At 42.4% G+C, this 21,285-nt stretch carries 20 protein-coding genes; 10 read left to right on the top strand and 10 right to left on the bottom strand.

The window, feature by feature from the left end; genetic code table 11:
- The first annotated feature begins 171 nt into the window (after window positions 1-171).
- From FC98_RS03845 to FC98_RS03830, 4 genes are all read left to right on the top strand, one after another.
- On the top strand, window positions 172-1,626 hold the full coding sequence (locus FC98_RS03845) for an alpha-N-arabinofuranosidase (RefSeq protein WP_056949222.1): 1,455 nt from the start codon (window positions 172-174) through the stop codon (window positions 1,624-1,626).
- 344 nt (window positions 1,627-1,970) lie between these two features.
- Window positions 1,971-3,260: an MFS transporter gene (locus FC98_RS03840; protein ID WP_054655024.1), complete on the top strand. Its 1,290-nt coding sequence runs from the start codon at window positions 1,971-1,973 to the stop codon at window positions 3,258-3,260.
- A gap of 506 nt (window positions 3,261-3,766) precedes the next feature.
- On the top strand, window positions 3,767-4,843 hold the full coding sequence (gene uxuA, locus FC98_RS03835; protein ID WP_040471141.1) for a mannonate dehydratase: 1,077 nt from the start codon (window positions 3,767-3,769) through the stop codon (window positions 4,841-4,843).
- Between the two features lie 247 nt (window positions 4,844-5,090).
- Window positions 5,091-5,888 carry an alpha/beta hydrolase fold domain-containing protein gene (locus tag FC98_RS03830; RefSeq protein WP_054655055.1) on the top strand — a complete coding sequence of 266 codons (798 nt, stop codon included), beginning with the start codon at window positions 5,091-5,093 and terminating at the stop codon, window positions 5,886-5,888.
- 186 nt (window positions 5,889-6,074) lie between these two features.
- Here FC98_RS03830 and FC98_RS03825 read toward each other — a convergent pair whose 3' ends face one another.
- Together FC98_RS03825 and FC98_RS03820 are read right to left on the bottom strand one after the other, a co-directional pair.
- Window positions 6,075-6,914: a matrixin family metalloprotease gene (locus tag FC98_RS03825; RefSeq protein WP_040471136.1), complete on the bottom strand. Its 840-nt coding sequence runs from the start codon at window positions 6,912-6,914 to the stop codon at window positions 6,075-6,077.
- 306 nt (window positions 6,915-7,220) lie between these two features.
- Window positions 7,221-7,715, bottom strand: coding sequence for a GNAT family N-acetyltransferase (locus tag FC98_RS03820; RefSeq protein ID WP_040471134.1), 495 nt, complete (start codon window positions 7,713-7,715; stop codon window positions 7,221-7,223).
- A gap of 105 nt (window positions 7,716-7,820) precedes the next feature.
- Here FC98_RS03820 and FC98_RS03815 point away from each other — a divergent pair, with 105 nt between their 5' ends.
- Together FC98_RS03815 and FC98_RS03810 are read left to right on the top strand one after the other, a co-directional pair.
- On the top strand, window positions 7,821-9,287 hold the full coding sequence (locus FC98_RS03815) for an MFS transporter (RefSeq protein ID WP_008856076.1): 1,467 nt from the start codon (window positions 7,821-7,823) through the stop codon (window positions 9,285-9,287).
- Between the two features lie 80 nt (window positions 9,288-9,367).
- Complete coding sequence (locus FC98_RS03810; protein WP_056949221.1) at window positions 9,368-10,309, top strand: phosphoglycerate dehydrogenase; 942 nt, start codon at window positions 9,368-9,370, stop codon at window positions 10,307-10,309.
- 192 nt (window positions 10,310-10,501) lie between these two features.
- Here the strand turns inward: FC98_RS03810 and FC98_RS03805 are convergent, their stop codons facing one another.
- Both FC98_RS03805 and FC98_RS03800 read right to left on the bottom strand, forming a co-directional pair.
- A complete protein-coding gene (locus FC98_RS03805; RefSeq protein WP_008856074.1) occupies window positions 10,502-11,668 on the bottom strand; it encodes a MalY/PatB family protein in 1,167 nt (388 codons plus the stop codon).
- Complete coding sequence (locus FC98_RS03800) at window positions 11,668-12,534, bottom strand: DUF3737 family protein (protein ID WP_054655022.1); 867 nt, start codon at window positions 12,532-12,534, stop codon at window positions 11,668-11,670. The genes FC98_RS03805 and FC98_RS03800 overlap by 1 nt, the downstream gene beginning before the upstream one ends.
- A 153-nt stretch (window positions 12,535-12,687) precedes the next feature.
- On the opposite strand from FC98_RS03800, the gene FC98_RS03795 reads away from it, so the two are divergent.
- Both FC98_RS03795 and FC98_RS03790 read left to right on the top strand, forming a co-directional pair.
- Window positions 12,688-12,930 carry a hypothetical protein gene (locus FC98_RS03795; protein ID WP_235803573.1) on the top strand — a complete coding sequence of 81 codons (243 nt, stop codon included), beginning with the start codon at window positions 12,688-12,690 and terminating at the stop codon, window positions 12,928-12,930.
- A gap of 381 nt (window positions 12,931-13,311) precedes the next feature.
- A complete protein-coding gene (locus tag FC98_RS03790; RefSeq protein ID WP_056949220.1) occupies window positions 13,312-13,503 on the top strand; it encodes a hypothetical protein in 192 nt (63 codons plus the stop codon).
- 190 nt (window positions 13,504-13,693) lie between these two features.
- Here the strand turns inward: FC98_RS03790 and FC98_RS03785 are convergent, their stop codons facing one another.
- The 6 genes from FC98_RS03785 to FC98_RS03760 all read right to left on the bottom strand — a co-directional run bounded on the left by FC98_RS03785 (window position 13,694) and on the right by FC98_RS03760 (window position 18,670).
- Window positions 13,694-14,620 (bottom strand): D-alanyl-D-alanine carboxypeptidase family protein, encoded by a 927-nt coding sequence (locus FC98_RS03785; protein WP_008856070.1) that lies wholly within the window; start codon window positions 14,618-14,620, stop codon window positions 13,694-13,696.
- A 207-nt stretch (window positions 14,621-14,827) separates the two neighbouring features.
- Window positions 14,828-15,850: a sugar kinase gene (locus FC98_RS03780; RefSeq protein WP_008856069.1), complete on the bottom strand. Its 1,023-nt coding sequence runs from the start codon at window positions 15,848-15,850 to the stop codon at window positions 14,828-14,830.
- 267 nt (window positions 15,851-16,117) lie between these two features.
- Entirely contained in the window at window positions 16,118-16,831 is a 714-nt protein-coding gene (locus FC98_RS03775) for a DUF975 family protein (RefSeq protein ID WP_338033567.1), read from the bottom strand.
- Window positions 16,832-16,943: 112 nt separating this feature from the next.
- Window positions 16,944-17,324: a signal peptide protein, YSIRK family gene (locus FC98_RS03770; protein WP_235803572.1), complete on the bottom strand. Its 381-nt coding sequence runs from the start codon at window positions 17,322-17,324 to the stop codon at window positions 16,944-16,946.
- A 176-nt stretch (window positions 17,325-17,500) separates the two neighbouring features.
- On the bottom strand, window positions 17,501-18,187 hold the full coding sequence (locus tag FC98_RS03765) for a type 1 glutamine amidotransferase (protein WP_056949218.1): 687 nt from the start codon (window positions 18,185-18,187) through the stop codon (window positions 17,501-17,503).
- Window positions 18,188-18,196: 9 nt separating this feature from the next.
- Window positions 18,197-18,670 (bottom strand): DUF1836 domain-containing protein, encoded by a 474-nt coding sequence (locus tag FC98_RS03760; RefSeq protein ID WP_008856065.1) that lies wholly within the window; start codon window positions 18,668-18,670, stop codon window positions 18,197-18,199.
- Between the two features lie 259 nt (window positions 18,671-18,929).
- Here FC98_RS03760 and trhA point away from each other — a divergent pair, with 259 nt between their 5' ends.
- Both trhA and FC98_RS03750 read left to right on the top strand, forming a co-directional pair.
- A complete protein-coding gene (gene trhA / locus FC98_RS03755; protein WP_008856063.1) occupies window positions 18,930-19,580 on the top strand; it encodes a PAQR family membrane homeostasis protein TrhA in 651 nt (216 codons plus the stop codon).
- Window positions 19,581-20,122: 542 nt separating this feature from the next.
- Window positions 20,123-21,256: an RNA-guided endonuclease TnpB family protein gene (locus FC98_RS03750; protein ID WP_056949217.1), complete on the top strand. Its 1,134-nt coding sequence runs from the start codon at window positions 20,123-20,125 to the stop codon at window positions 21,254-21,256.
- The last annotated feature ends 29 nt before the right edge of the window (window positions 21,257-21,285 follow it).

Raw genomic sequence — 21,285 nt, 5'->3', positions numbered from 1 at the left:
AAAGTTAATATGGAAGTTAATCGTAACAATAATAAATATCTTTTCTACATAAAACCGCTATAAATGGGTTTACAAGCGATTATGTAAGCGCTATATTAATGTCGACAGGAGATATACCGGTAATCATCCTTGCGTCAATTAATAAAAATATTAACTAAGGAGGTATTGTGCATGGCTATCAAATTATTAGATCAAGAAAAAGGGCCTCATATTAGCAAATATATCTATGGTCAATTCTCAGAACACCTTGGCCGTGGGATATATGGTGGTTTATACGTAGGACCGCATTCTGATATCCCAAATGTCAATGGGCTGAGAACAGACGTCGTTGATGCTTTGAAACAGATTCATGTACCAGTTTTACGCTGGCCTGGTGGGTTATTTGCGGATACGTATCATTGGCAGCAGGGCATTGGTCCGCAAAAAGACCGTAAAAAAATTGTTAACACCAATTGGGGTGGCGTCACTGAAGACAACTCATTTGGCACTCATGAATACTTTGAATTGTTAAAACAACTTGGCGCAGATGCATACATCAATGCCAATATTGGTAGTGGTACGGTTCAGGAAATGGCTGAATGGGTTGAATACATGACAATGCCTGGCGAATCACCAATGGCCACTTTAAGACGAAAAAACGGTCAAAAAGACCCCTGGAAGTTGAAATTCTTTGGTATCGGTAATGAATCTTGGGGTGGTGGCGGTAACATGCGGCCTGAGTACTACTCAGATGTTTATCGGCAATATCAGACATTCTTGCCGCAGTATGATGCCAAACATCCTATTTATAAAGTTGCTTGTGGGCCAAACGAAGACGACTATGAATGGACAGAGACGTTAATGAAGAATGCCACCAAGTATTTAGATGGCATTAGCTTGCACTATTACACATTGCCAACTGGTGATTGGGATCATAGTAAAGGCAGCGCGACCGGCTTCCCAGCTTCACTATGGTATTCAGCAATGGCTAAGGCGCAATTGATGGACCGATTGATTACCAAGCACACGGCAATTATGGATAAATATGATCCTGAAAAGCGGGTTAACTTGATTGTCGATGAGTGGGGCACCTGGTACGACGTGGAGAAAAATACTAATCCAGGTTTCTTATATCAGCAAAATTCACTACGGGATGCTTTAACGGCGGCAATCACCCTGAACATTTTCCAAAAGCATGCTGATCGGGTATCCATGGCTAATATTGCCCAGATGATTAATGTCTTACAAGCAATGATTTTAACCAAGGACGATCAAATGGTTAAGACGCCAACTTACTATGTATTTGATATGTATCAGCGCCATATGGATGCTCAGTTAGTTGATGGCGAGGGTGATGTGCCAGAAAGAGTGACTTATACAGCTTCCAAGAAAGACGGTGAGCTTAACGTGTCACTTGGAAATTACGACCTGACTCAGGATCGACAAATTGTCTTTACTTTCTCGGATACCTATCGAGATATTAGCGATGCATCAATTATCACTGGTAACAAGATGGACGCCCATAATACGTTTGACGATCCGAATGAAGTTGTTGAAAAGAAATTTACCGGCGCAAGCTTAAAAAATGGTCAATTAGTGATTGATTTGCCGGCGAAGAGTGTGGTGTCAATAACAATCAAATCATGATTGATTGGGTAAGTTAGGTTATTAGAAATACGAAGCAACAGTGGGAAACCAAGCACGGAACCTAGTAGTTATTTGGAAATGATAATAGAGAAGCAAAAAGACATCTTGGTTCTTAAAGAGAATCAACTAAATGATACTAATGTGCTTGGTTTCATTTTTAAGTATAAATGTAAACGGTTACTAAATGGTTATAGAATAATTTTAGGACAGCTGTGCAAAGCAGAAACCTGCGCCTAAGTCCCCTCACCCAAAAATCCAAACCCAGGATTTCCGGATGAGGAAACTTAGGCTCCGATTTCTAAGCGCTTTGCGTCGCTCACTAATTGCGTAGGGAAGGAATTACTATGACAAGTATGTTGGCAAAAATTAAAGCACCATACAATTCGTTTGGAAAATTTTGGTCGTATATTATTTCTGAAATGTCGTTTAACTTTATTTGGCCAGTTGTTCAGACCTATTCAGCACTCTGGCTGGTTAAATATGCTAACTATTCTCACGCTAATGTTGGGTTGGCCTTTTCGATGATGTCATTGATGGGGTTAATCTCCGGTCCGTTCATTGGCTATATTGGCGATAAAGTCCTTGAAAAGAAATATTTATTGTATATTACCGCCATTTTATTGGTCTTAATGGGACCATTCATGGAGTGGATCATTTTACCGGTCCATGGAAATGCTTACATGATGTCAATCATTATGGGGCTTGTAATTGGCCTGGTTATGAATGGTGGGACTGGTGTTAACGAACAATACGAACAACGGATGAGCTTTGTGAACAACTTCCAATACAGTTGGGTTCGCTCTGGGGTCACGATTATTGGCTTTATTGCGCCATTAATTTGTGGCTATGTTCTCTCAGTTGTACCCCGAATGTTCTTCTGGAGCTTAACGATCAGTGGTCTCATTTACATGGTAATGGCCGTATTTTTCATCAAGCATGATAGCAGTAACTTAGCTGTTCTCCACGATAAGAAGCACGACAAGGTTAATGTTAAAGGAATTTTGAAGAGCATGGCATCTAAGCCATTCATTTTCTTCGTTATCTTTCTTCTTGGAACCGTGCCGTTGTCACAAATTGCTGATCAACAGGTATCTAATTATTTTCAGTCTTATTTCAATACTGCCCATGGCACAATGTTATTTTCATATGCCACCACAATTCAGCAAGTTATTGCCTTTCTAGGGATGCTGATTATTCCGATTATTATTAAGAAGGTCGGCTACCGAAACGGCCTGGTTATTATGTCAATGATTATGGCAGTTCGTTTATTGATTTTTGCTTTTGCCCGCAATTGGGTTCTTGTTGGATTGGGTCAAATCTTAGCTGGATTCTATATTCCATTCTGGTTCGTCTGCCCGATGGGATACATCTTCTCAGTCTTCAACAAGAATGAGTTTGCAACGATTCAATCATTGAGTACGGGTGCAGCTGTTCAGATCTCCCAGACCATCTTCTCTGGGATTATCGGTGCTGGCTACGATCAACTCGGCTTTCACTCAACCTACCTGATCATTGGGGTGATTTGCTCAGCATTTGCTGTCTTTGGCGCGTTCTTCTTGGTAACGGGGCATCATAATCCGCGAAAATCAGAACAGCAAACTAGTACGGCTAACCAACCTGAGGCGACAAATTGAGTGGTTTACCTTTAATGCAGAAATAAACAATATTGAATAAGGCACAGCAAATGAGTACGACCAATTTGGTGGTTCATTGCTGCGTTTTGTTCATTTGTTTTCACCATGATATATCGGGTCCTGAGCACTGAATGGATGACGGTTCATTTCGATTAAAGATGAGATGGAATGCTAGCTTTTAAAGAGAAATTTGAGATATTTAGCACTAGCTGTCATACTAAACTTAAATTTACAAATTTTAGGACAGCTGCGTCAGGCAGAAATCTACATGTAAGCACCTCTGAGAAAAATTCCAGAACCAGGAATTTCCCCCGAAGGAGACTTACACTCCGGTTTCTAAAATCGCCTGACTTCGCTCACTTATTTTAGGACAGCTGCGCAAAGCAGAAGCTTCCACATAAGCACCTCGGACAGAAATCCCCTAAAACCAGCGATTTCTGTCCGAGGAGACTTATGTTCCAGTTTCTAATCGCTTTGCTCCGCTCACTTTTTATAGGAGGAAAATCATGTCACAACTTAAAATGGGCTTCCGCTGGTTTGGGGAGCAGGATGATAACATTTCTTTGTCTCAAATTAAGCAAATTCCAGGGACAAAACAAGTCGTTGGTGCATTGTACGATGTCCCTGTGGGTGCAGTTTGGCCGCAAGACGAGATTGACACACTGAAGAAACAAGTAAATGACGCAGGCCTCAAACTCGAAGTGATTGAGTCTGTTAATATTCATGATGATATCAAAATCGGTTTACCAAGCCGAGATCGATACATTGATAATTACATCCAAACAATCAAAAATTTGTCCAAAGCGGGTATTAAGGTGATTTGCTATAATTTTATGCCAGTATTTGACTGGCTGAGAACCGATTTGCATCACCAACTAGCAGACGGCTCAAATGCCATGATGTACGAACAAGCTAAACTGCCCAAAGACCCCGAGGCATTGATGACGCAAATGAAGACTGGCGCAAACGGATTTTCGCTGCCAGGATGGGAGCCAGAGCGGTTAGCAACGCTACAAGAACTCTTTGCCGCCTATCAGGATGTTGATGAAGCTAAACTAGTTGAAAACTGCAAATACTTTTTAGATGCAATTATGCCAACTTGTGAGAAATACGATGTTAGAATGGCCATGCATCCAGACGATCCTCCCAAGCCATTGTTTGGGCTACCGCGGATTTATAAGAACATGGCTGATATGAAACGAATTGAAAGGCTTCACGAATCCCGCTGTAACGCCTTTACGATTTGTACTGGCAGTCTAGGTGAGAATCCTGCAAATGATTTACCAAAGATTATTCGAGCCTTTGTACCCAAAGACCGCGTAGCCTTTATGCATGTTAGAAATATTAAGTTTGTTGACAAGCAAGGTGACTTCCATGAATCAGCGCATCTGTCATCTGAAGGATCACTTGACATGTTCGCAATTATGAAGGCCCTCCACGATACTAATTACGATGGCTATATTCGTCCGGATCATGGTAGAAATATTTGGGGTGAAAACGGTCGGCCTGGGTATGGGTTGTATGATCGGGCCTTGGGAATTACTTACTTAACGGGCATTTGGGAAGCCTTAGAGAAGATGTAGCGTAACCATGCGAGTTACAAATGATTTTCGATAGTTATAATAAGTCGATTTGATTGACTCCTAAATTATCTGGGTGGATACTTCAGTTGTGAATTGTTAAGTATTTGTCGGATAGTTTCTCCAAGCAACGACCTGCGCCTAAGCATTCCCGAGAAAAATGCCAAATGCGGAAATTTCCCTCGAAAGAGACTGATGTTCTGTTGCCAAGAGCTTAAATCCGTTCACTATCTTTTAGGAGGCAATGATGTTGACAAACTATGTAATCAAAACAGACGTTGAATATGATTCTATTAATCATCAGTTGACTGATATTTATTATGATGGTGACTTGAAACAAAGTCGGGGAGCAATCATTGATATTCATGGTGGTGGCTGGTTCCGCGGTAACAAGTCAAAGGATGCTGATTCATCAAAACGATTTGTGGATGAAGGTTACTTGGTTGTAACACCCGCTTATCGGATTACACCAAAGGCCTTCTACCCGGCGCCGCTGGAAGATATGGATCATTTGTATGAGTGGCTGCGACAGTCAGATTTACCATTTGACCATGACCACATTGGGGCGTTTGGGTCATCCGCTGGTGGGAATATGACCGTTGAATTGGCAATCAAATACGGCATTCCAATTGCGTCATTATCTGGAATCTTAGATATTGATAAGTGGTTAGGTGAGCATGAAGCGGTTGTTGCCGCAGAGGGCGATACCAGTGGCTTCAATTCAACCGCTAGTGCCAAGATTAATCAGGATGGGGCTAATGATCCATTTTATAAATGGTTTGTAACTAACTACTTTAATGGCCGGACTGATCAATATGAGGAAGCAACGCCAGTTCACCGGGTAACCGATAAAACGGGGCAAATGTATCTAGCAAACTCATTGAATGAATTCGTACCGACCAGTGGCGTGTTGGATATGGCTAAGGCCTTAACCGACCATCAAATTCCATACCAGACCAGAATGATTCCGGGCAGCCGCCATGCTAAGGGATATTTGGATGATGTGTGGGATGATATGGTGTTGTTCTTTGATAGGACGATGAAGTAGCTGCGTGGGGCTTTGCCGTTACTCAATCTGAGTGATCCACATAAAATAACCTTATTTTGTAGCCTTTATTTAGACGCTAAAAAGAGATTGAACAAAATGTTTTTGCTCAATCTCTTTTTGGTATGCCCAATATTAGGGTGACAAAACATGGTGTGAAAGGAAGTTCATAATCGTTAATCACGCTGCTTACCAGTAGCCAATCACTCGAGTCAATTTTGCCCGGTTGATATCCCTTGACGATAGTTTATCCGTCAAAATCGCAAATGAATTATCGCTAAGCCTATAATCACGCCAACTGTATTTAAAATCAGCCCCGGCTGTTTCAGATTCTGAGGCCATAATGTCGTTAGCATAAGGAGTGTGATCCAGACCTAAGCTATGACCAAGCTCATGGGTGATTACTGCTGTCCAGTATTCTTTATATTGTTGTTGATAGGCCGCCGAATTTGGGGCATCCGCTTCAGCCATTTTTTCACCCGTTAAATCAAAGTAAACGGCTGGCAGGTAAGCTGAATTATTGAAAAAGTTTGAATTAACGTAAACTTTGTTGGTTTGATAGTAGCCATCCCAAGAGCCATCTGCGGAAGTCGGACCATTCTTGGTATTAACCGTAATAGTATGGTTGGCGGCCGTTCCGACTCGAAAGACACTTGTACCTAACGCGGCGTTCCAATTTTTCATTGCTGCGGTCACGTAACCACTTTCTCTGAGTTGGGCTGACGGCACGTAAACGGTCGCGTGGTTATTTTTGAACACGCTTGGTTTACTCATCCGCTGAACATTATAGTTTTTATTAAATAACTTAAAGTAGGTGTAATAGGTTTTAGCTGAATAGTGCCGGACTTGACTAGTTGGGTTAAGGTCCGGCGTTCTTTTGATAGTGTGAGTAATCGTAGATTTGGTGCTCGTTGACTTTGCGGAAGCGTTTAGTGGTGTAGAAGTAACGGAGGTACTAGTTACAGTTGCTGTGGCGAAGAAGCCAGCCATTAAACTTACAATAACGAAACTTTTCTTAAGTTGGAACATCCTTATCATCCCCAATTGTAGGCGTTTCAAGTGTCAGCTGAATCATATCATGGAATGAGCGTAAGTTCAAAATGAGTGAGCGGAGCAAAGTGGTCAGAAACTGTCCTAATGAGTGAGCGGAGCAAAGCGGTCAGAGTGCGGAACCAAGCGGTTAGAAAGCGGAGCCTAAGTCACTCCGTTCAGAAATCCTGGGTTTGGATTTTTGAACGGAGTGACTTAGGTGCAGCTTTCTGCTTGGTGTAGCACGTTTCAACTATGTTGCCTCACTCCAAAATCCCTGATTTTGAGGATTTTTAGGTGAGATGCTTATGATAACAGAGGACAAATCATGTTGTACCAAATCTCATTGGCATGCTGCGAGGTTGAGACCCCTTCATTGATATAACCATGTTGTTCATAAAAGGGAATCAGCTTTTTAAGGCAAGTTAGGGTAATTGCACTTCGGTGTTGCGCTTTGCCGACTGTTGCCAAATGGGACAACAACTGGCCAGCGATCCCTTGACCACGATAATCTGGGTGAACGACTAAACTAAGAATTGCCAGGTAAGGGTCGTTTGGTCGATTAGGATGAGATTGGTCGAAAAGGTTATCGGTTAAATAGCGTTGATCAGTTGCAGGACCGACAACGTAGCCGGCAACTTTGTCATCAATGTTGGCAGCAATGAACGTGTCAGGGTATAGCTTGATTCGATCGGCCATTGCGATTTTAGTTGCCGCTTCCGCCGGGGAAAAGCCGGTCATTTCGATTGCCATGATTTCTTGAAGCTGGCTTAATTTTGCTGGTTGATAGCTAATAACCAAGTTGATCTTCTCCATTTCATTAGCGTTATTTTTAACTGGGTGCTGTTGTTCAGGTAACTTAGAATAGTATAATGGTAACATTGATTAGAAGTGAGATGGGATTAAATGAATGGAGAAAAAAGTGTTAGTACGACCCACAATAAACGTTGGGTTATTATGACGGCGGTGTTTATCGCGACCTTTATGACGTCAGTTGAGGTGACAATCGTTACGACGGCACTACCGTCAATCATTAGTGAGCTGCACGGCTTAGCGTTTCAAAGCTGGATTATGAGTGCATACCTATTAACAACGGCCATTACGACGCCAATTTATGGCAAGCTAGCGGATACCTTAGGCCGGCGGAACGTCTTTCAATGGGGGGTTATCATTTTTACCCTCGGATCATTCTTAAGTGGGTTGGCACCGTCAATCTTAATTTTAATTCTTGCCAGGGCTATTCAAGGAATCGGTGCTGGGGCGGTGATGCCGCTAACGTTTACGATTATTGCTGATAACTTTAGCTTTAAAGAACGCGCAAATATTCTGGCCTTTAACAACACTGCGTGGGGACTATCCGCTTTGGTAGGACCCTTAATTGGTGGCTTTTTGGTTGATCAACTATCGTGGCATTGGGTATTTTTTGTTAACGTACCATTAGGGATTTTAGTGGCATTATTCGTATGGTTTGGTTATCACGAAAAGGGTGTCCGCCAGCCGCAGTTAATCATTGATTGGTTTGGCATTATCTGGTTAGCCGTTTTCTTAATTGGGTTACTGCTGGCTATTCAATTCATTGATACGAGACCGTTGACTGCCCTGGGGTTATTCCTCGTCGCGTTTGTTGGCCTTGGCTTATTGTTTAGGCAGGAACGGCGCTTTGCCGATCCTTTAATGTCGCCCAAGATGTTTCGCTCGAAAACCTTTACGATTCAAATCGTGACCGCAATGATTTTAAGCGGGGTTCTAATTGGGTATCAAGTTTACTTCCCGATTTGGCTGCAATCGCTGTACCACGTGTCAGCGACCGGAGCTGGCTTGGTGGTCACCTCCAGTTCAATCATGTGGCTACTGGCGTCCTTTGCCGTTGGGACCCTGATTGCAAAATTTGTCCCTAAGTGGATTGCGGTTAGTCTCATTGGCGTTTTGTTAATTGGCTATGTTGGCCTGATATTTGCTGGCCATTCATTTCCAGTCTGGGGCTTTTACGTCATTGCAATGTTAAATGGAACCGGTATGGGCATTGTGATCAGTATGAATACTATTTTAAGCCAACACCTGGTACCCACAAATATGGTTGGTTCAGCCACTTCGGTATTAACCCTCGGCCGTTCGCTCGGACAAACCGTCATGGCTGGTGTCTACGGGGCAATTTTGAATTTTGTCATTCGGCTGCAGTTACATGGGGGGATTACCTTTGCTAAGGTCAATCGTATTATTAGCTCGAAGCAGGCCACCCCAGTTGCCAACGAGGCGACCATCGCACCAATTGTTTTAACCGCACTACACATGGTATTTGCGGCTGTCGTCATCATGCTATTGATTGTTTTAATTATCAATTGGCTAGATCCAAATCGAAAAATTGTGAAGTAATCCAACTTTAATGGCTTACTTGATTAGTAAGTGAATTTGCGAGAATATAACGTTAAGAAATGTTATGGATGGAGGCAGTTATGACAAAAAAGGTTGTGATTCCAGAAACGTTGTCAGAAGATGGCAAGCAATATTTAACTGATCGGGGAATTGAGTTAATCGAAGTTCCAACGACCAGTGGTGAAAATATTCTGAAGTACGGTAAAGATGCTGATGGGATTATTTTATTCGTGGACCAGATTGGCGAAGAAGTAATCTCACAAATGCCGAATTTGAAAATCATTGCCCGTCACGGGGTTGGTTATGATAACGTTGATCTAAAAGCTGGTGCCAATCATGGGGTTTGGGTGACAATTACGCCCCATGCAAATGCGGCTACGGTGGCTGAAACCACCATTGCCGACATGTTTGACTTGTCTAAAAACCTCACTAATATTTCTATGGCGATGTGTCGCGGGGATGCGGGTTATGCTATGAAGCACCGAGGCTTTGACTTGGCAGGCAAGACGCTTGGAATTGTGGGTTACGGTCGAATTGGCCATTGGGTTGCCAAAAAGGCCAGTGCGTTAGATATGAACATCTTAATTTATAATCGGACCCCAAGAGAGTCACCTTATGGGCAATTTGTCGATTTTGATACGATTATTCAAAAAAGCGACGTTTTAACGCTTCATTTGGCATCGACGCCGCAAACGAAGCACATCATTGGCAAAGCTGAGTTGGCAGTAATGAAGCCAACTAGTGTGATTATCAATTTAGGCCGGGGCAGTTTAATTGACGAAGCCGCATTGATTGCCGCGTTACGAAACAAGACCATTGCTGCGGCGGCACTAGATGTCTTCGAAAGGGAGCCGTTACCAAAAGATAGCCCCTTCTTTGAGCTTGACAATGTCTTGTTAACGCCGCATATTGGTTCGAACACCGTTGAAAGCTTTTCCCGGATGGCAACCGATGCTGCCAGCGAGGTCGTACGGGTACTCAATGGTGAACAGCCACAGTGGCCTGTGAATCAGGTGAAGTAAAAGAGCCTTGTGGTGTTATCGGCCATAATTGTAATTAAAAATAAGGACCAGTTAGAAACTGATAATTTCAGTTTCTAGCTGGTCCTTTTATCTTCCCAAAATTGGAGAATTTAGAGTCATTTTTAACAATTAACCAAATTGCGAACTTATCATTATTCTGAGCAAACGTGATCTCAATGACTCACCCGAAGGTCACTTTTGAAATAGCTGGATGCCCTTTTCCAGTCTTTGCAGACCATCGGCCAACATTGTTTCTGGGCAGGCAATGTTCATTCGTAAGAACTGGTTACCGTTACCACCGTATTCGGACCCGGCAGAAACGTATAAGCCAGTTTCCTTTCTGATGAAAGTCTCAAGCTTATCAGTATTATCAGTTAGCTGGGAGCAATCCAGCCAAACTAAGTAGGTCGCGTGGGATGGCACTACGGCGATTGCTGGAATGTTTTTTGCGCAGAAATCGACAACCATTTGGTGATTGTGCTTGATCTGTTGTCTCAACTCGGCTAACCATTGATGCCCCTTTGTGTAAGCAGCGATTGTCCCGGGAATTGCCAGTAAGTTTGGCTCACCGAGCTCATCCGTATTAATTCCCCGGTTGACCTTGTTTCGTAGGGCTTCGTTAGGAACAATCACCGTTGCAGCGTGTAAAGCAGCCACGTTAAACGTCTTGCTTGGCGATACGCAGATGATTGCGTTCTGAATTAAGGCTTCTGGCAGGGAAAAAAGCGGGGTGTAATCAGGTTGGCCAAATACCAAATCACCATGGATTTCATCGCTTAATAACGTGACGTGATACTGGTTACATAGTTTTGCAATTTTAGTCAGATCATCTTTTGACCAAACCTTGCCAACTGGATTATGGGGATTGCAGAGAATCATCATGGTGCTTAATGGGTCTGCTAATTTTTGTTCTAGATCAGCGAAATCGATGCTGTACTGGTGAGTTCGCTGATCATACGTTAAGTCGCTGGATAGGACGTGGCGGCCATTATTGATAATGGCGTTATAAAAAATATTATAGACCGGCGCTTGAATGACCACGTTATCGCCAACGTTGCTGACACGCCGAACCGCTGATGAAATTGCTGGGACGACGCCGGTACAAAATAGCATCCAATCAGTGGCCGGGTCGGCGTGATGTTCCTGTTTGTACCAATTAGCAACTGCTTGAAAATAATCTGCGTGGGGTTCTTCATAGCCAAAAACGCCAAATTCAACTTTTTTCTTCATGGCAGCGATAATTTCTGGGGCTGCTTTAAAGTCCATGTCAGCGACCCACATTGGTAGCTCGTTGTCCTGAACATCCCATTTAACCGAATCGGTGTTTCGTCGGGGGATAATTGAAGTGAAGTCGTACATCAAGCAGTCTCCTTTCCCTGTACTTTATCGTCAGTTATAATTGTTGTTTGACTTGGGTTAACCTTGGTTGGATCAAGGATAACTGTCGCAATTGAGTGGGCGTGAATCCGCCCACTTAATGGGTTTTTAACACTCATGATATTGGAATTAATCTCGGCATCAATGTTTGAACAGTATTCAAACGCCAAATCAGTGTGCAGTAGTCGACAGTTACGCATTTTAAGGTGATCGATGTAACAAAGACCCTGGTTACTTTCAATGGTGCAATTAATGAGGGTGATGTTTTTCGTGTTCCAGGCCAGATACTCACCGTTGATGGTGGAATCGTAAATTGTAACGTTTTCGCAATTCCAAAAGGCGTCTTTGGAAACAAACGTGGAATTGTGTACCTCGACGTTTTTAGCGCCATCAAAAACGTAATTGCCAATTAAATTCAGATGGTCAACGTAAATATTTGAGCTGTTCATGCCGAAATAATCGCCACTGGCCTGGACGTTGTTTAACGTAATATCCTCACAGTTCCAAAGGGTCTCTTCGGCGTTTGCAAAGTGATCGTTAGTTAATTTAATACCAGAACTGCGCCGAAAAATTTTAGGCGCTTGAATTGCGCTATCGTTGATTGAAATATCGTGAGTGTACCAGATTCCGGATCGGGCCATTGTTTCTAAGATGCTATGGTCAACTTGCACATGGCGGCTATACCACAGCGGGTATTTCCAGGTAAAAATGGCGTCTTTTAATTGAATGCTTTGACTTTCTTTAAGTGGAGACTCACCCTTACCAAACGTGGTACCTTCGATGACGGCATTGGTTTCAGCAAACAGGGGGCGTTCACCTTCGAAATATTGATTATGGTATTGTTTCATGAGTTCTCCTTTCAAATCATGAGTCATTATTTTGACTATAGATCCAGTATAGTCATTTGAAAAAATTATTGAACCAGAGATTTTTAATGAAAACGATTTAATATCGGCAAATTCAACGATCTTACTTGTTCACTGCTATAATGAATGGTGGAGGTGCGAACATTGACAACAATTTATGTAGACCCGTCCAAGAAGAAGCAACAAACTGTGAGGTTATCCGATGGTACCAATGGTTTTATGCAGGCTAAGAAGGAGAAGGGTGGGATGGCTTATGATTTTGAATTTTATAGTCACCTCCATCCCAGCTTCCTGATCACGCATGCACCTGTTGACGGCGCGGTAGAAAACGTCGATTCAATTGATGGTCAGCAACAGTTTAAATTTAAGCTGGATTGATGCATTTAAATATGGCGCTATCCGTCTGTATAGGGGAATATTTAAGGGTATGAATACCAGCGTACATTTGGGGTGTTGTTAAGTTGCAATTGAAGGATTGGACGTTGTAACTTTAATATCAGAAATGACCAAATAACCACAATCATTCTCGATTTGGAATGGTTGTGGTTATTTGGTCATCAGTGAGACTTTAACAGGAACCCCGCTATTTGAAAGCGGTTTAATAAACATTTAATAATTCCTAATCTCTTTGAGCTGTAGGGAGTAGCCATGATCCTTGCTAAAATCAAAGTAAATATCTTGACTCTTCTGGAATACGCGGTAAACTAATGACAATTTCCTAAAACTTTTTAGGAAGTAAATAATGAAAAGAGGTATTCAATGACACTTTTAATTTTAGCCATGGCAGCAATTGCCGGTTATTACTATTTCAAAAACACCCAATCACGTAACCGCACGAATCGTTATCAGAATACCCAGGGGCCACATGCTTATGCATACGCCCGTAATGATCATCCAGAAATTTTGGACAAGGGTCAGGGGACTGGCCGACCACGAAAAAATATCAATTAAGCGAGTAGGCTTATTAAAATGTGAACGGACTGCGTTTAATCACTTGAACGCAGTCCGTTTTAATATATGAGGAAGCCACTCTAAATGACAAAAAAGCACCTGAAGACATTCAAACGATGTTTTCAGGTGCTTTCTGTTTAGTCTGTTTGTAAAATGGTCATTTTATCAGTTTAACCTGGAAACCACCAAATTACGCGAGATTATTATTGTAAACGTAATTCATTAGCGAACGGGTTTCCGTGAATTCATTGGCGTCGTGTAATACTACCGTGACAATCCGGTCGTGACCGGATTTTTGGCCGGTACCGACAAAACAGTAACCGGCAGGATCGGTGTAACCGGTTTTGAGGCCGTCGACGTTGAGGGATGCTTGATAATACTTTCGGCCTGGTAACAGATTATTGTAATTATAAAGGGTTTGGCCACTAACGGTCATTGATTTAACCGAAGCGTCGGTTAACACATCGTCAAAGTTAGTAACGTAATACTTAGCAATTTTAGCCATGTCATTTGACGAAACCATATTGGCGTTGGCACCACCGATATTGTAGCCGTATGGTGATAAGCTATTCTGTTCCATGCCAGAGGCCGAAACAAAGTGGGTATGCTTTAATTTCCATTGTTTTGCCTGGGTATTCATCATTGAAATAAACTTCTTGTTATATTTAGGGGTTGAACCGCCCGCTACCCATTGGCCCAACGCGATGGCGGCGTTATTTGAAGATTCAATTAAACCGGCTAAGTACAACTGGCGAACCGTATAGGAATTTTTGGTGAACTTGAAACCACCAAAAACGCTGGATTTGCCAAGCTTTTTTAGCCCGGCATTGCTAGTTTTTACCTTCGAGTTCCAAGTACCGTCACCGTTTGCGATCTTTTCTCGAACCAGATACAACGTCATGAGCTTGGTCAGTGAGGCGATTGGCCGGGCCGTGCCACCAGCCTTAGAGTAAACAACTTTACCGGTATTAACGTTTAAGGCAGTTGCCGATCTGGCATATGTAAGGGTAGGCCCCTTTGCGTTGGCAGTGGCTGATTGGGAAGCCAGACCAAACGTAAAGCTAAAGATCATGGTGCAAGAGATGAGGACAAGTTTTAGCCGTTGACTAAATTTCATATAAATTCGCTCCTTTTTAAATTACTAATGAAAATTGTAACATGTTGCGCATTCGTGATTCTATGGTTTAACTAAACTGTAACGGAGTGGGTTCGACCCATCCCTGCAAAAGACCAGCAAAAAGGCAATCCAAATGTAGATTGCCAAGAGTGGTACCGAATATTAATGTTTTTGAAATAATCTGGTAAGACAATTTGGTCGCTTGGACTATCTATTCATTAAGTGACCAGATGACTGCATCACTTCCCGAATTTCAGCATCGCTGGCTAAATTGAAGTCACCTGGGATGGTTAATTTGAGAACTGCGGCGGCCAGGGCGTAATTAAGCTGGTCCTGGGGAGCAAAGTGGTGAAGAAAGCCGTGAACGATGGCTGCTCCAAATGCATCACCACCAGCCACTTCTGCGTTGACGGTCATATCATAGATGGGACTTTCATAAAAGTGGTTGTCTCGCAGCAAAAGGGCCGTCCACTTTCCGTGTTGTGCCGAATAAAGGTTTCGAACAATGCTTGCAACTGTATGAACATTGGGATACATATCAGTAATAAGGCTCATACTATCTTTGAACGATGACTTTTGATCAATCACGTGTTGGCGGTCACCGTCGAAGGCAGTCTCAATACCAAACGCCTCGGAAATATCCTCATCATGAACGAGACAAATATTGACATAGGGCATGAGTTGTTCATTAAAGGCGACCGCATCGGCTGACGACCACAGCTTTTTTCGATAATTAGCATCATAGACAACCGTGATGTTGTGCTGTTGACAGAGTTTAACCGCCGTTAATAGGGTCTCCTGTAACCCACTAGAAAGCGCAGGCGTAATCCCCGAAATATAAAAGTAATTTGTATTGGTTAATAAGACGTCCCAATTGTAGTCAGTGGCGTTAGAGGTTGCAAACGAGCTATTCGCCCGATCGTAAATCACGTTGCTGGCGCGGATCCCATTACCCTGTTGCAGAAAGTAAAGTCCCAGCCGGCTGCCGCCATGGCTAATATGAGTTGTGGTCACGCCAAATTGGCTGACAGCACTGGCGGCAGCATTACCAAGATCATTTTTAGGAAGTTTGGTAATAAAGGCGACCTGATTGCCGAGTTGGGCAAGTGACACGGCTACGTTCGCTTCAGCCCCGCCGTAATTGCTGTCAAAATGGGTTGCTTGAATCAATTTTTGATTTACCGGTGTCGTTAGCCGGAGCATGATTTCACCAAAAGTTGTTACGTGCATGTAAATGTCTCCAATCTGAGTGTGTGTCGATGATTTGCTTTACTGTTATCATAACTTTTGCTGGATGACTGGTAAACGAAGAATTTGGGGAGGAAGCGATCGAGAGGGGGAATGGTAACTACTTGAGTTCACATCTCGATGGAAATGTGGACCATTAAGCTGGTTGTCGCCGGTCTCGTTTAGTTAATAGCCTAGTGATCAAAGTTATCGCTCAAAAAATGACTAATATCTCTTTTCACCCATTCTTGGGGTTGTGGGTAATAGTCATTACTGATCTGAATCACTTGAATTGGTTGGCCCAGTAGTTTCAATGGTTGGCTGGTTGTCTTGATCCGCCGACTGTTCGATTAATTCATTATAGAAGTTAGCAAAACTCAATACCATGTAAGGCTGAACCCAGATAGTTGCGATCCCAGCTGTAATCAATACGACTAGCAGCCAGCCAATAAAGCTGAGTGACATTACAAAGTATTCCCATTTATGACCATTCATTAATTCTCGGCTGCGGGTAATCGCTTCAAGGTAGCTAATTGGTTTGTCTTGATCAATTGCGTCACGATAGATGTAGTAGGCTTGTGAGTAAGCAATTCCTTTGATGATACCGGGAATGACAAGTAACAGGGACCATAGGAAAGTAAAGATAAAGATCAAAATATATAGCAGAATCGTTCCTAGGAAATATTCACCGCGGGCAAACACCGTAAACGATTTTTGCAACGGCTTGTCATACTGCAGCGTCTGTCGAATGGCGTCGATACTAACATAATAAATACCGATTGCCATAATGGCAGCTAATAATGTAATAAACAGGCCAATGTCTTGCGAAGCAGTAAAGGCGTCGCCATCCCTAACATCTGGTGCATATAAGAAGCCACCAATGATTTCGAGGATGAATACCGGCAACCAGAGAAGAAAATAAAATTGAAAATGGCTATTCAAGATGCTCTTAGCATCCTTCTTTAATGTAGGTCTATCCATCATAATCAACTCCCAGCTATGATTAGTTTAATGAAAAAGGTGCGATGCTCGAAAAGAACATTGCACCTAAAGTGACTTTTATGAGATTGCGTGCTGATTGATTAATCCGACTGTTTTATCGGTCAGCGTAATGAAAAGCGCCCTTTGTAATCAAGTTAGTTTTAACCCAGCCTTGCCCCTTAACGTAAGAGAAGGAACTGTTCTTCTTGGTTGCAAAGCTTTTGGCGGTAATAGTCTTGTCGATCTTAAAGGTGGTGCTTGGCTTGATCTTCCCCTTTACCGTAAAGACGATATTTGGGGTATCGGCACTAATGGCACCCTTATAGACAGTAATGGCATTATCCTTAGTATGGTAAGTCTTTGCCTTGAAAAATTTGGATGATGTCATTGAAAATTTATAGCTCTTGGTCTTGGCAGCATTTGCGTTTAATGGTGCGACCCCGATAAATGGCGCTGCTAAAATGGCACTGGCTATGATAGTTGCAAATTTACGCATAACTTTCTCCCCCTTTTTGAAAATAGTGAGCGGATCCAAGCGGTTAGAAGCTGTCCTCCAACCAATCTCTGAAACCAACTTGAGTATACAATATTACAAATCAATGTCAAAGCATTGTGCTTTTGACGTTATTATGTAATAAAAGGTTGGGCTGCATTAACAAACTATTCATGAATTTACTCATTGTTATAGTTAAAATGGGATAGGTAATCAAGAATGTGGAACAACAAAACTTTGCAATTGGGATCAAATTTGGTTTGTAAAATCTGACTAGGAGATTCACGCAACACTGACCCATTGATAAAGTCACTATCCACGTTAACCAGCTCGCCTAAGGTAGCCGGGGTTGATTCTAGGTGAAATTGAAGGCCAATTGCCGAACCGAGTTGGAAACCTTGATTAGGCCAGTTGGGACTTGAAAACAGGCCTTCGGAGTTGCTGGGCATGGTGAAGCCTTCCCCGTGCCAGTGGAGAACCTGATACTTAGGTTTAGTGGTCAGTCGTGTCCTGGCGAGGGCGCTCGTTATCACTGGGCCAAAGCCAACTTCTTTGGTGGTGGGGACAATGGTTGCGCCAAATGCTTTCGCCAGTTGCTGACCGCCAAGACAAACACCAAGCATTGGTTTACCAGCAGTCACTACTTGGCGGATAAGCATCCTCTCTGCTTGAATCCAGGGAAGCTGATCATTAGCGCTCATGGGGCCGCCCATTACAATTAAAAAATCCACGGTTTCAGGTGAGGGCAAGTGGTAGCCGTTTTCAAATAATTTAATAATTTGGCACTGATAATGATGGGTCTTAATCCACTCATCAATAAGCCCAGGGACTTCAAAGGAAACGTGTTGAATAATTGTAATTTTCATAGGTAGTCCTCATTTCTTGATGCTATTTCTGATTAAGTCTTCGACGATCAACTTATATAGAAGTGATTTAATGGCAATTAACTGATATTGTTCGGCAGTTGGGTGATTATCGTCAATTGTTTTAAGTTCTGAATTGAATAACGTTACAAACTGATTATATGCTTTGGGGACAGGGTTTGAGGCCAAAGCAATTTTGATTGCATCGGCGACAGTGTCTAGTGGCAGAATTTGTTTTAAAACACTGATGACAAGAATTGTTGCGAGGTGGTCTTTGGAATAGCGCTTTTTAATCGGCCGGGCAACCAATCCCTTCTTTACGTAACTATTGATCATTGATTTCGTGATACTGGTATTGGTAAGCGGTGTTAAGTATTGATTCGTTTGGTCAATTACTTGATCCATATAAAGTGCAATTGTTGGTAATTGGTCATACGATGGCAGTGACAATTTAGCTAATCTTTGACTGATTGTTTGCTTGAGCATCTAAGCAACTCCCTTGATTTGAATATGGTTATTATCACATATCGTTAAGGAAAAATAAAGAACGTAGATTTAATATCTACGTTACCTTGACTTAATGACTAATATGCTTTATTATTTTGGTTGACAGGACAGCTGCACAAAGCAAAAGCCTACATATAAGAACCTTCTGGAAAAATCCCCAAAAACAGGAATTTCTCCAGAAGGAACTTATATTCTGGCTTTTAACCGCTTTGCTCCGCTCACTTTAGTAGGAGGCACTATGATGAAAAATCAATCCATTGTAACCAAACAGCAAATCGTCTACGAGACTTTAAATGCCATCACGCATGGGGTTTCCTTTATCGTAAGTATCATATTATCGGGGTTGCTATTCATGCGGGCCTACCATGATAATCTGTCGCGAGGGGCAATGATCAGTTTGGTTATTTATAGTGTGACGGTCCTTTCACTTTATTTGGCGTCGACCTTGTTGCATTGCTTTGTTTTTACCCGGGCAAAACGGGTATTTCAGATTCTCGACCATAGTAATATTTTTTTACTAATTGCGGGCACTTATACACCTTATTGCATTATTTTTGTAAACAATATCTGGGGAAATATCCTCTTGGCAAGTGTATGGGCCTTGGCAATTGCGGGCATCATTAGCCACATCGTTTTTCATGGTAAATACCAAAAAACTGAAACGTCGATATACGTATTGATGGGGTGGCTATGTATGTTTCTTGGCAAAGTATTATATACCAACCTGAGCCTTAGTGGGTTTTGGTTACTCGTTGCCGGTGGCGTGATCTTTACGCTGGGAGCGGTTATCTATAGTTTTCCAAGGATCCCAGGCCTGCATTTGATTTGGCATTTTTTCGTGATGGCGGGAACGCTAACCATGTTTCTTTCTATCTATATGAATATTTGATAACCAAGTGAGTGGATCCAGGCGATGTGTCACTGGAGGGCCACTAGCGTTTAATTTAGCCGGTGGTTTTTTTGATACTGACGCGTGGACCTGTCTTAGGAGGCGATCGAACAAGTTTCGTCTTCAATTATTGGTTGTGACTTTTGTTGTCAAACAGTAATATTACTGAAAAAATAAGCAAGATTATTGTTAAAAATAGATTTGAACAGCTTTTTGAATAATTGTGAATCACTATTATGACACCGTTGGCAGTATTAATTGCCGGCGGTGTCTTTTTGTAAAACAATTGTAGTCAGATGTTTAAATTGAAATGATTGAATGCATGCTATACTTTTATAACATAGATGTTGAGAAAACTCGGTGTTTTAATGCCGAGATGAATCAACGACTTTAACGCGCTGTGGCTGTCGGGTGGTTTTTGGAAAATGAATTCGTGATGATCGTGCTGAATTTCCTCCTAGTTTGGCTGTCTTTAGCTTCCAAAGATTGTTAGCACCATGATATAATATGATTATCGAATCTGCGTATCAGGGGGGATCCCAATGGTTTTGGCCGGGGTGAAGTTAAGAATCTATCCAAATCAGGTCCAGCAGCTCAAAATTAAGCTGAACTTTGGCTATAATCGGTTTGTTTGGAATCAAATGTTAAACATGCTCATTAAGCGCCATGAGAATAATCCTCAAGCGCCTTTGCCGAATGCCTTTGCGCTGAACAATCTATTGCCTGCGTTAAAAACGGAATACCCTTGGTTGAAAGCCGCTGAGAGTACCAGTTTGCAGGCTACCAATCACGATTTAATTACCGCCTACCAGCGATTTTTTCAATCCCGACATGGTTTTCCGAAATTTAAATCGCGGAAATTCCCCAAGCAGAGTTATCAGTCCTGGATGGGTATCAAGCTGATTGATGAAAGACATCTTAAATTGCCTAAATTGGGCGTTGTGCGCTGCAGCGGCCGGCAAGTTGCTGGTAAAATTAAAAACGTCACCATCCGGCTTTCGGCCACTGGCAAGTTCTATGCGATTTTACTAGTGGACACAGAAATCGAGCAGTTAGCTAAAACTGGCAAAAAAGTCGGCATTGATCTGGGAGTCACCGATTTAATGATTACCAGTGATGGGGTTAAATATCCCACCATCCGATTTGATAAGCAGTTGTCTCAAAGAAAACATTATTGGGAAAAACGGTTAGCCCGCAGAAGACGTCAAGCCCAACAGGTAATCGCTTGGGAAAAGCATAATCGTGTGCTGGTTCCACGCGACCTTGGTGATTTCAGAAACTACCAGCAGGCTAAACGGATGGCGGCGAAGTACGCGGAAAAGATTGCGAACCAACGGCAAAATTATCTGCATCACTTAACTAAGAAATTAGTTGAACAGTCTGATGTGATTAAAATAGAAGATTTGAAAACCAAAGATCTGCTTAAAAATCATAAATTGGCCCGGGCAATTGCGAATCAGGCTTGGCGAGCATTGCGATCACAGTTAGCCTACAAATGCGAATGGTATGGCAAGCAATTAATCACGGTGAATCCACGGAAAACCAGCCAAGTCTGTTCTAATTGCCACTACGATGATGGTCACCATGCCCTCGATATTCGGGAATGGACTTGTCCTAATTGTGGGACTAATCATGATCGTGATATTAATGCCGCCAAGAATATCTTGAGTGCTTGAAAAACGAATCTGGGCTGGGACGGCCCTTA

This window comes from Lentilactobacillus kisonensis DSM 19906 = JCM 15041 (assembly GCF_001434135.1).
GTDB lineage: Bacteria > Bacillota > Bacilli > Lactobacillales > Lactobacillaceae > Lentilactobacillus > Lentilactobacillus kisonensis.
The sequence above is the reverse complement of the archived record's forward strand: the minus strand, read 5'-3'. Positions and strand labels throughout refer to the sequence as shown.

What these genes read in the sequence shown, in the direction of transcription:
- FC98_RS03845 (WP_056949222.1), top strand. Translation starts at nt 172, where the DNA reads ATGGCTATCAAATTATTAGATCAAGAAAAAGGGCCTCATATTAGCAAA.
- FC98_RS03840 (WP_054655024.1), top strand. Translation starts at nt 1,971, where the DNA reads ATGACAAGTATGTTGGCAAAAATTAAAGCACCATACAATTCGTTTGGA.
- uxuA (WP_040471141.1), top strand. Translation starts at nt 3,767, where the DNA reads ATGTCACAACTTAAAATGGGCTTCCGCTGGTTTGGGGAGCAGGATGAT.
- FC98_RS03825 (WP_040471136.1), bottom strand. Translation starts at nt 6,914, where the DNA reads ATGTTCCAACTTAAGAAAAGTTTCGTTATTGTAAGTTTAATGGCTGGC.
- FC98_RS03815 (WP_008856076.1), top strand. Translation starts at nt 7,821, where the DNA reads ATGAATGGAGAAAAAAGTGTTAGTACGACCCACAATAAACGTTGGGTT.
- FC98_RS03810 (WP_056949221.1), top strand. Translation starts at nt 9,368, where the DNA reads ATGACAAAAAAGGTTGTGATTCCAGAAACGTTGTCAGAAGATGGCAAG.
- FC98_RS03805 (WP_008856074.1), bottom strand. Translation starts at nt 11,668, where the DNA reads ATGTACGACTTCACTTCAATTATCCCCCGACGAAACACCGATTCGGTT.
- FC98_RS03800 (WP_054655022.1), bottom strand. Translation starts at nt 12,534, where the DNA reads ATGAAACAATACCATAATCAATATTTCGAAGGTGAACGCCCCCTGTTT.
- FC98_RS03790 (WP_056949220.1), top strand. Translation starts at nt 13,312, where the DNA reads ATGACACTTTTAATTTTAGCCATGGCAGCAATTGCCGGTTATTACTAT.
- FC98_RS03785 (WP_008856070.1), bottom strand. Translation starts at nt 14,620, where the DNA reads ATGAAATTTAGTCAACGGCTAAAACTTGTCCTCATCTCTTGCACCATG.
- FC98_RS03780 (WP_008856069.1), bottom strand. Translation starts at nt 15,850, where the DNA reads ATGCACGTAACAACTTTTGGTGAAATCATGCTCCGGCTAACGACACCG.
- FC98_RS03775 (WP_338033567.1), bottom strand. Translation starts at nt 16,831, where the DNA reads ATGATGGATAGACCTACATTAAAGAAGGATGCTAAGAGCATCTTGAAT.
- FC98_RS03770 (WP_235803572.1), bottom strand. Translation starts at nt 17,324, where the DNA reads ATGCGTAAATTTGCAACTATCATAGCCAGTGCCATTTTAGCAGCGCCA.
- FC98_RS03765 (WP_056949218.1), bottom strand. Translation starts at nt 18,187, where the DNA reads ATGAAAATTACAATTATTCAACACGTTTCCTTTGAAGTCCCTGGGCTT.
- FC98_RS03760 (WP_008856065.1), bottom strand. Translation starts at nt 18,670, where the DNA reads ATGCTCAAGCAAACAATCAGTCAAAGATTAGCTAAATTGTCACTGCCA.
- trhA (WP_008856063.1), top strand. Translation starts at nt 18,930, where the DNA reads ATGATGAAAAATCAATCCATTGTAACCAAACAGCAAATCGTCTACGAG.
- FC98_RS03750 (WP_056949217.1), top strand. Translation starts at nt 20,123, where the DNA reads ATGGTTTTGGCCGGGGTGAAGTTAAGAATCTATCCAAATCAGGTCCAG.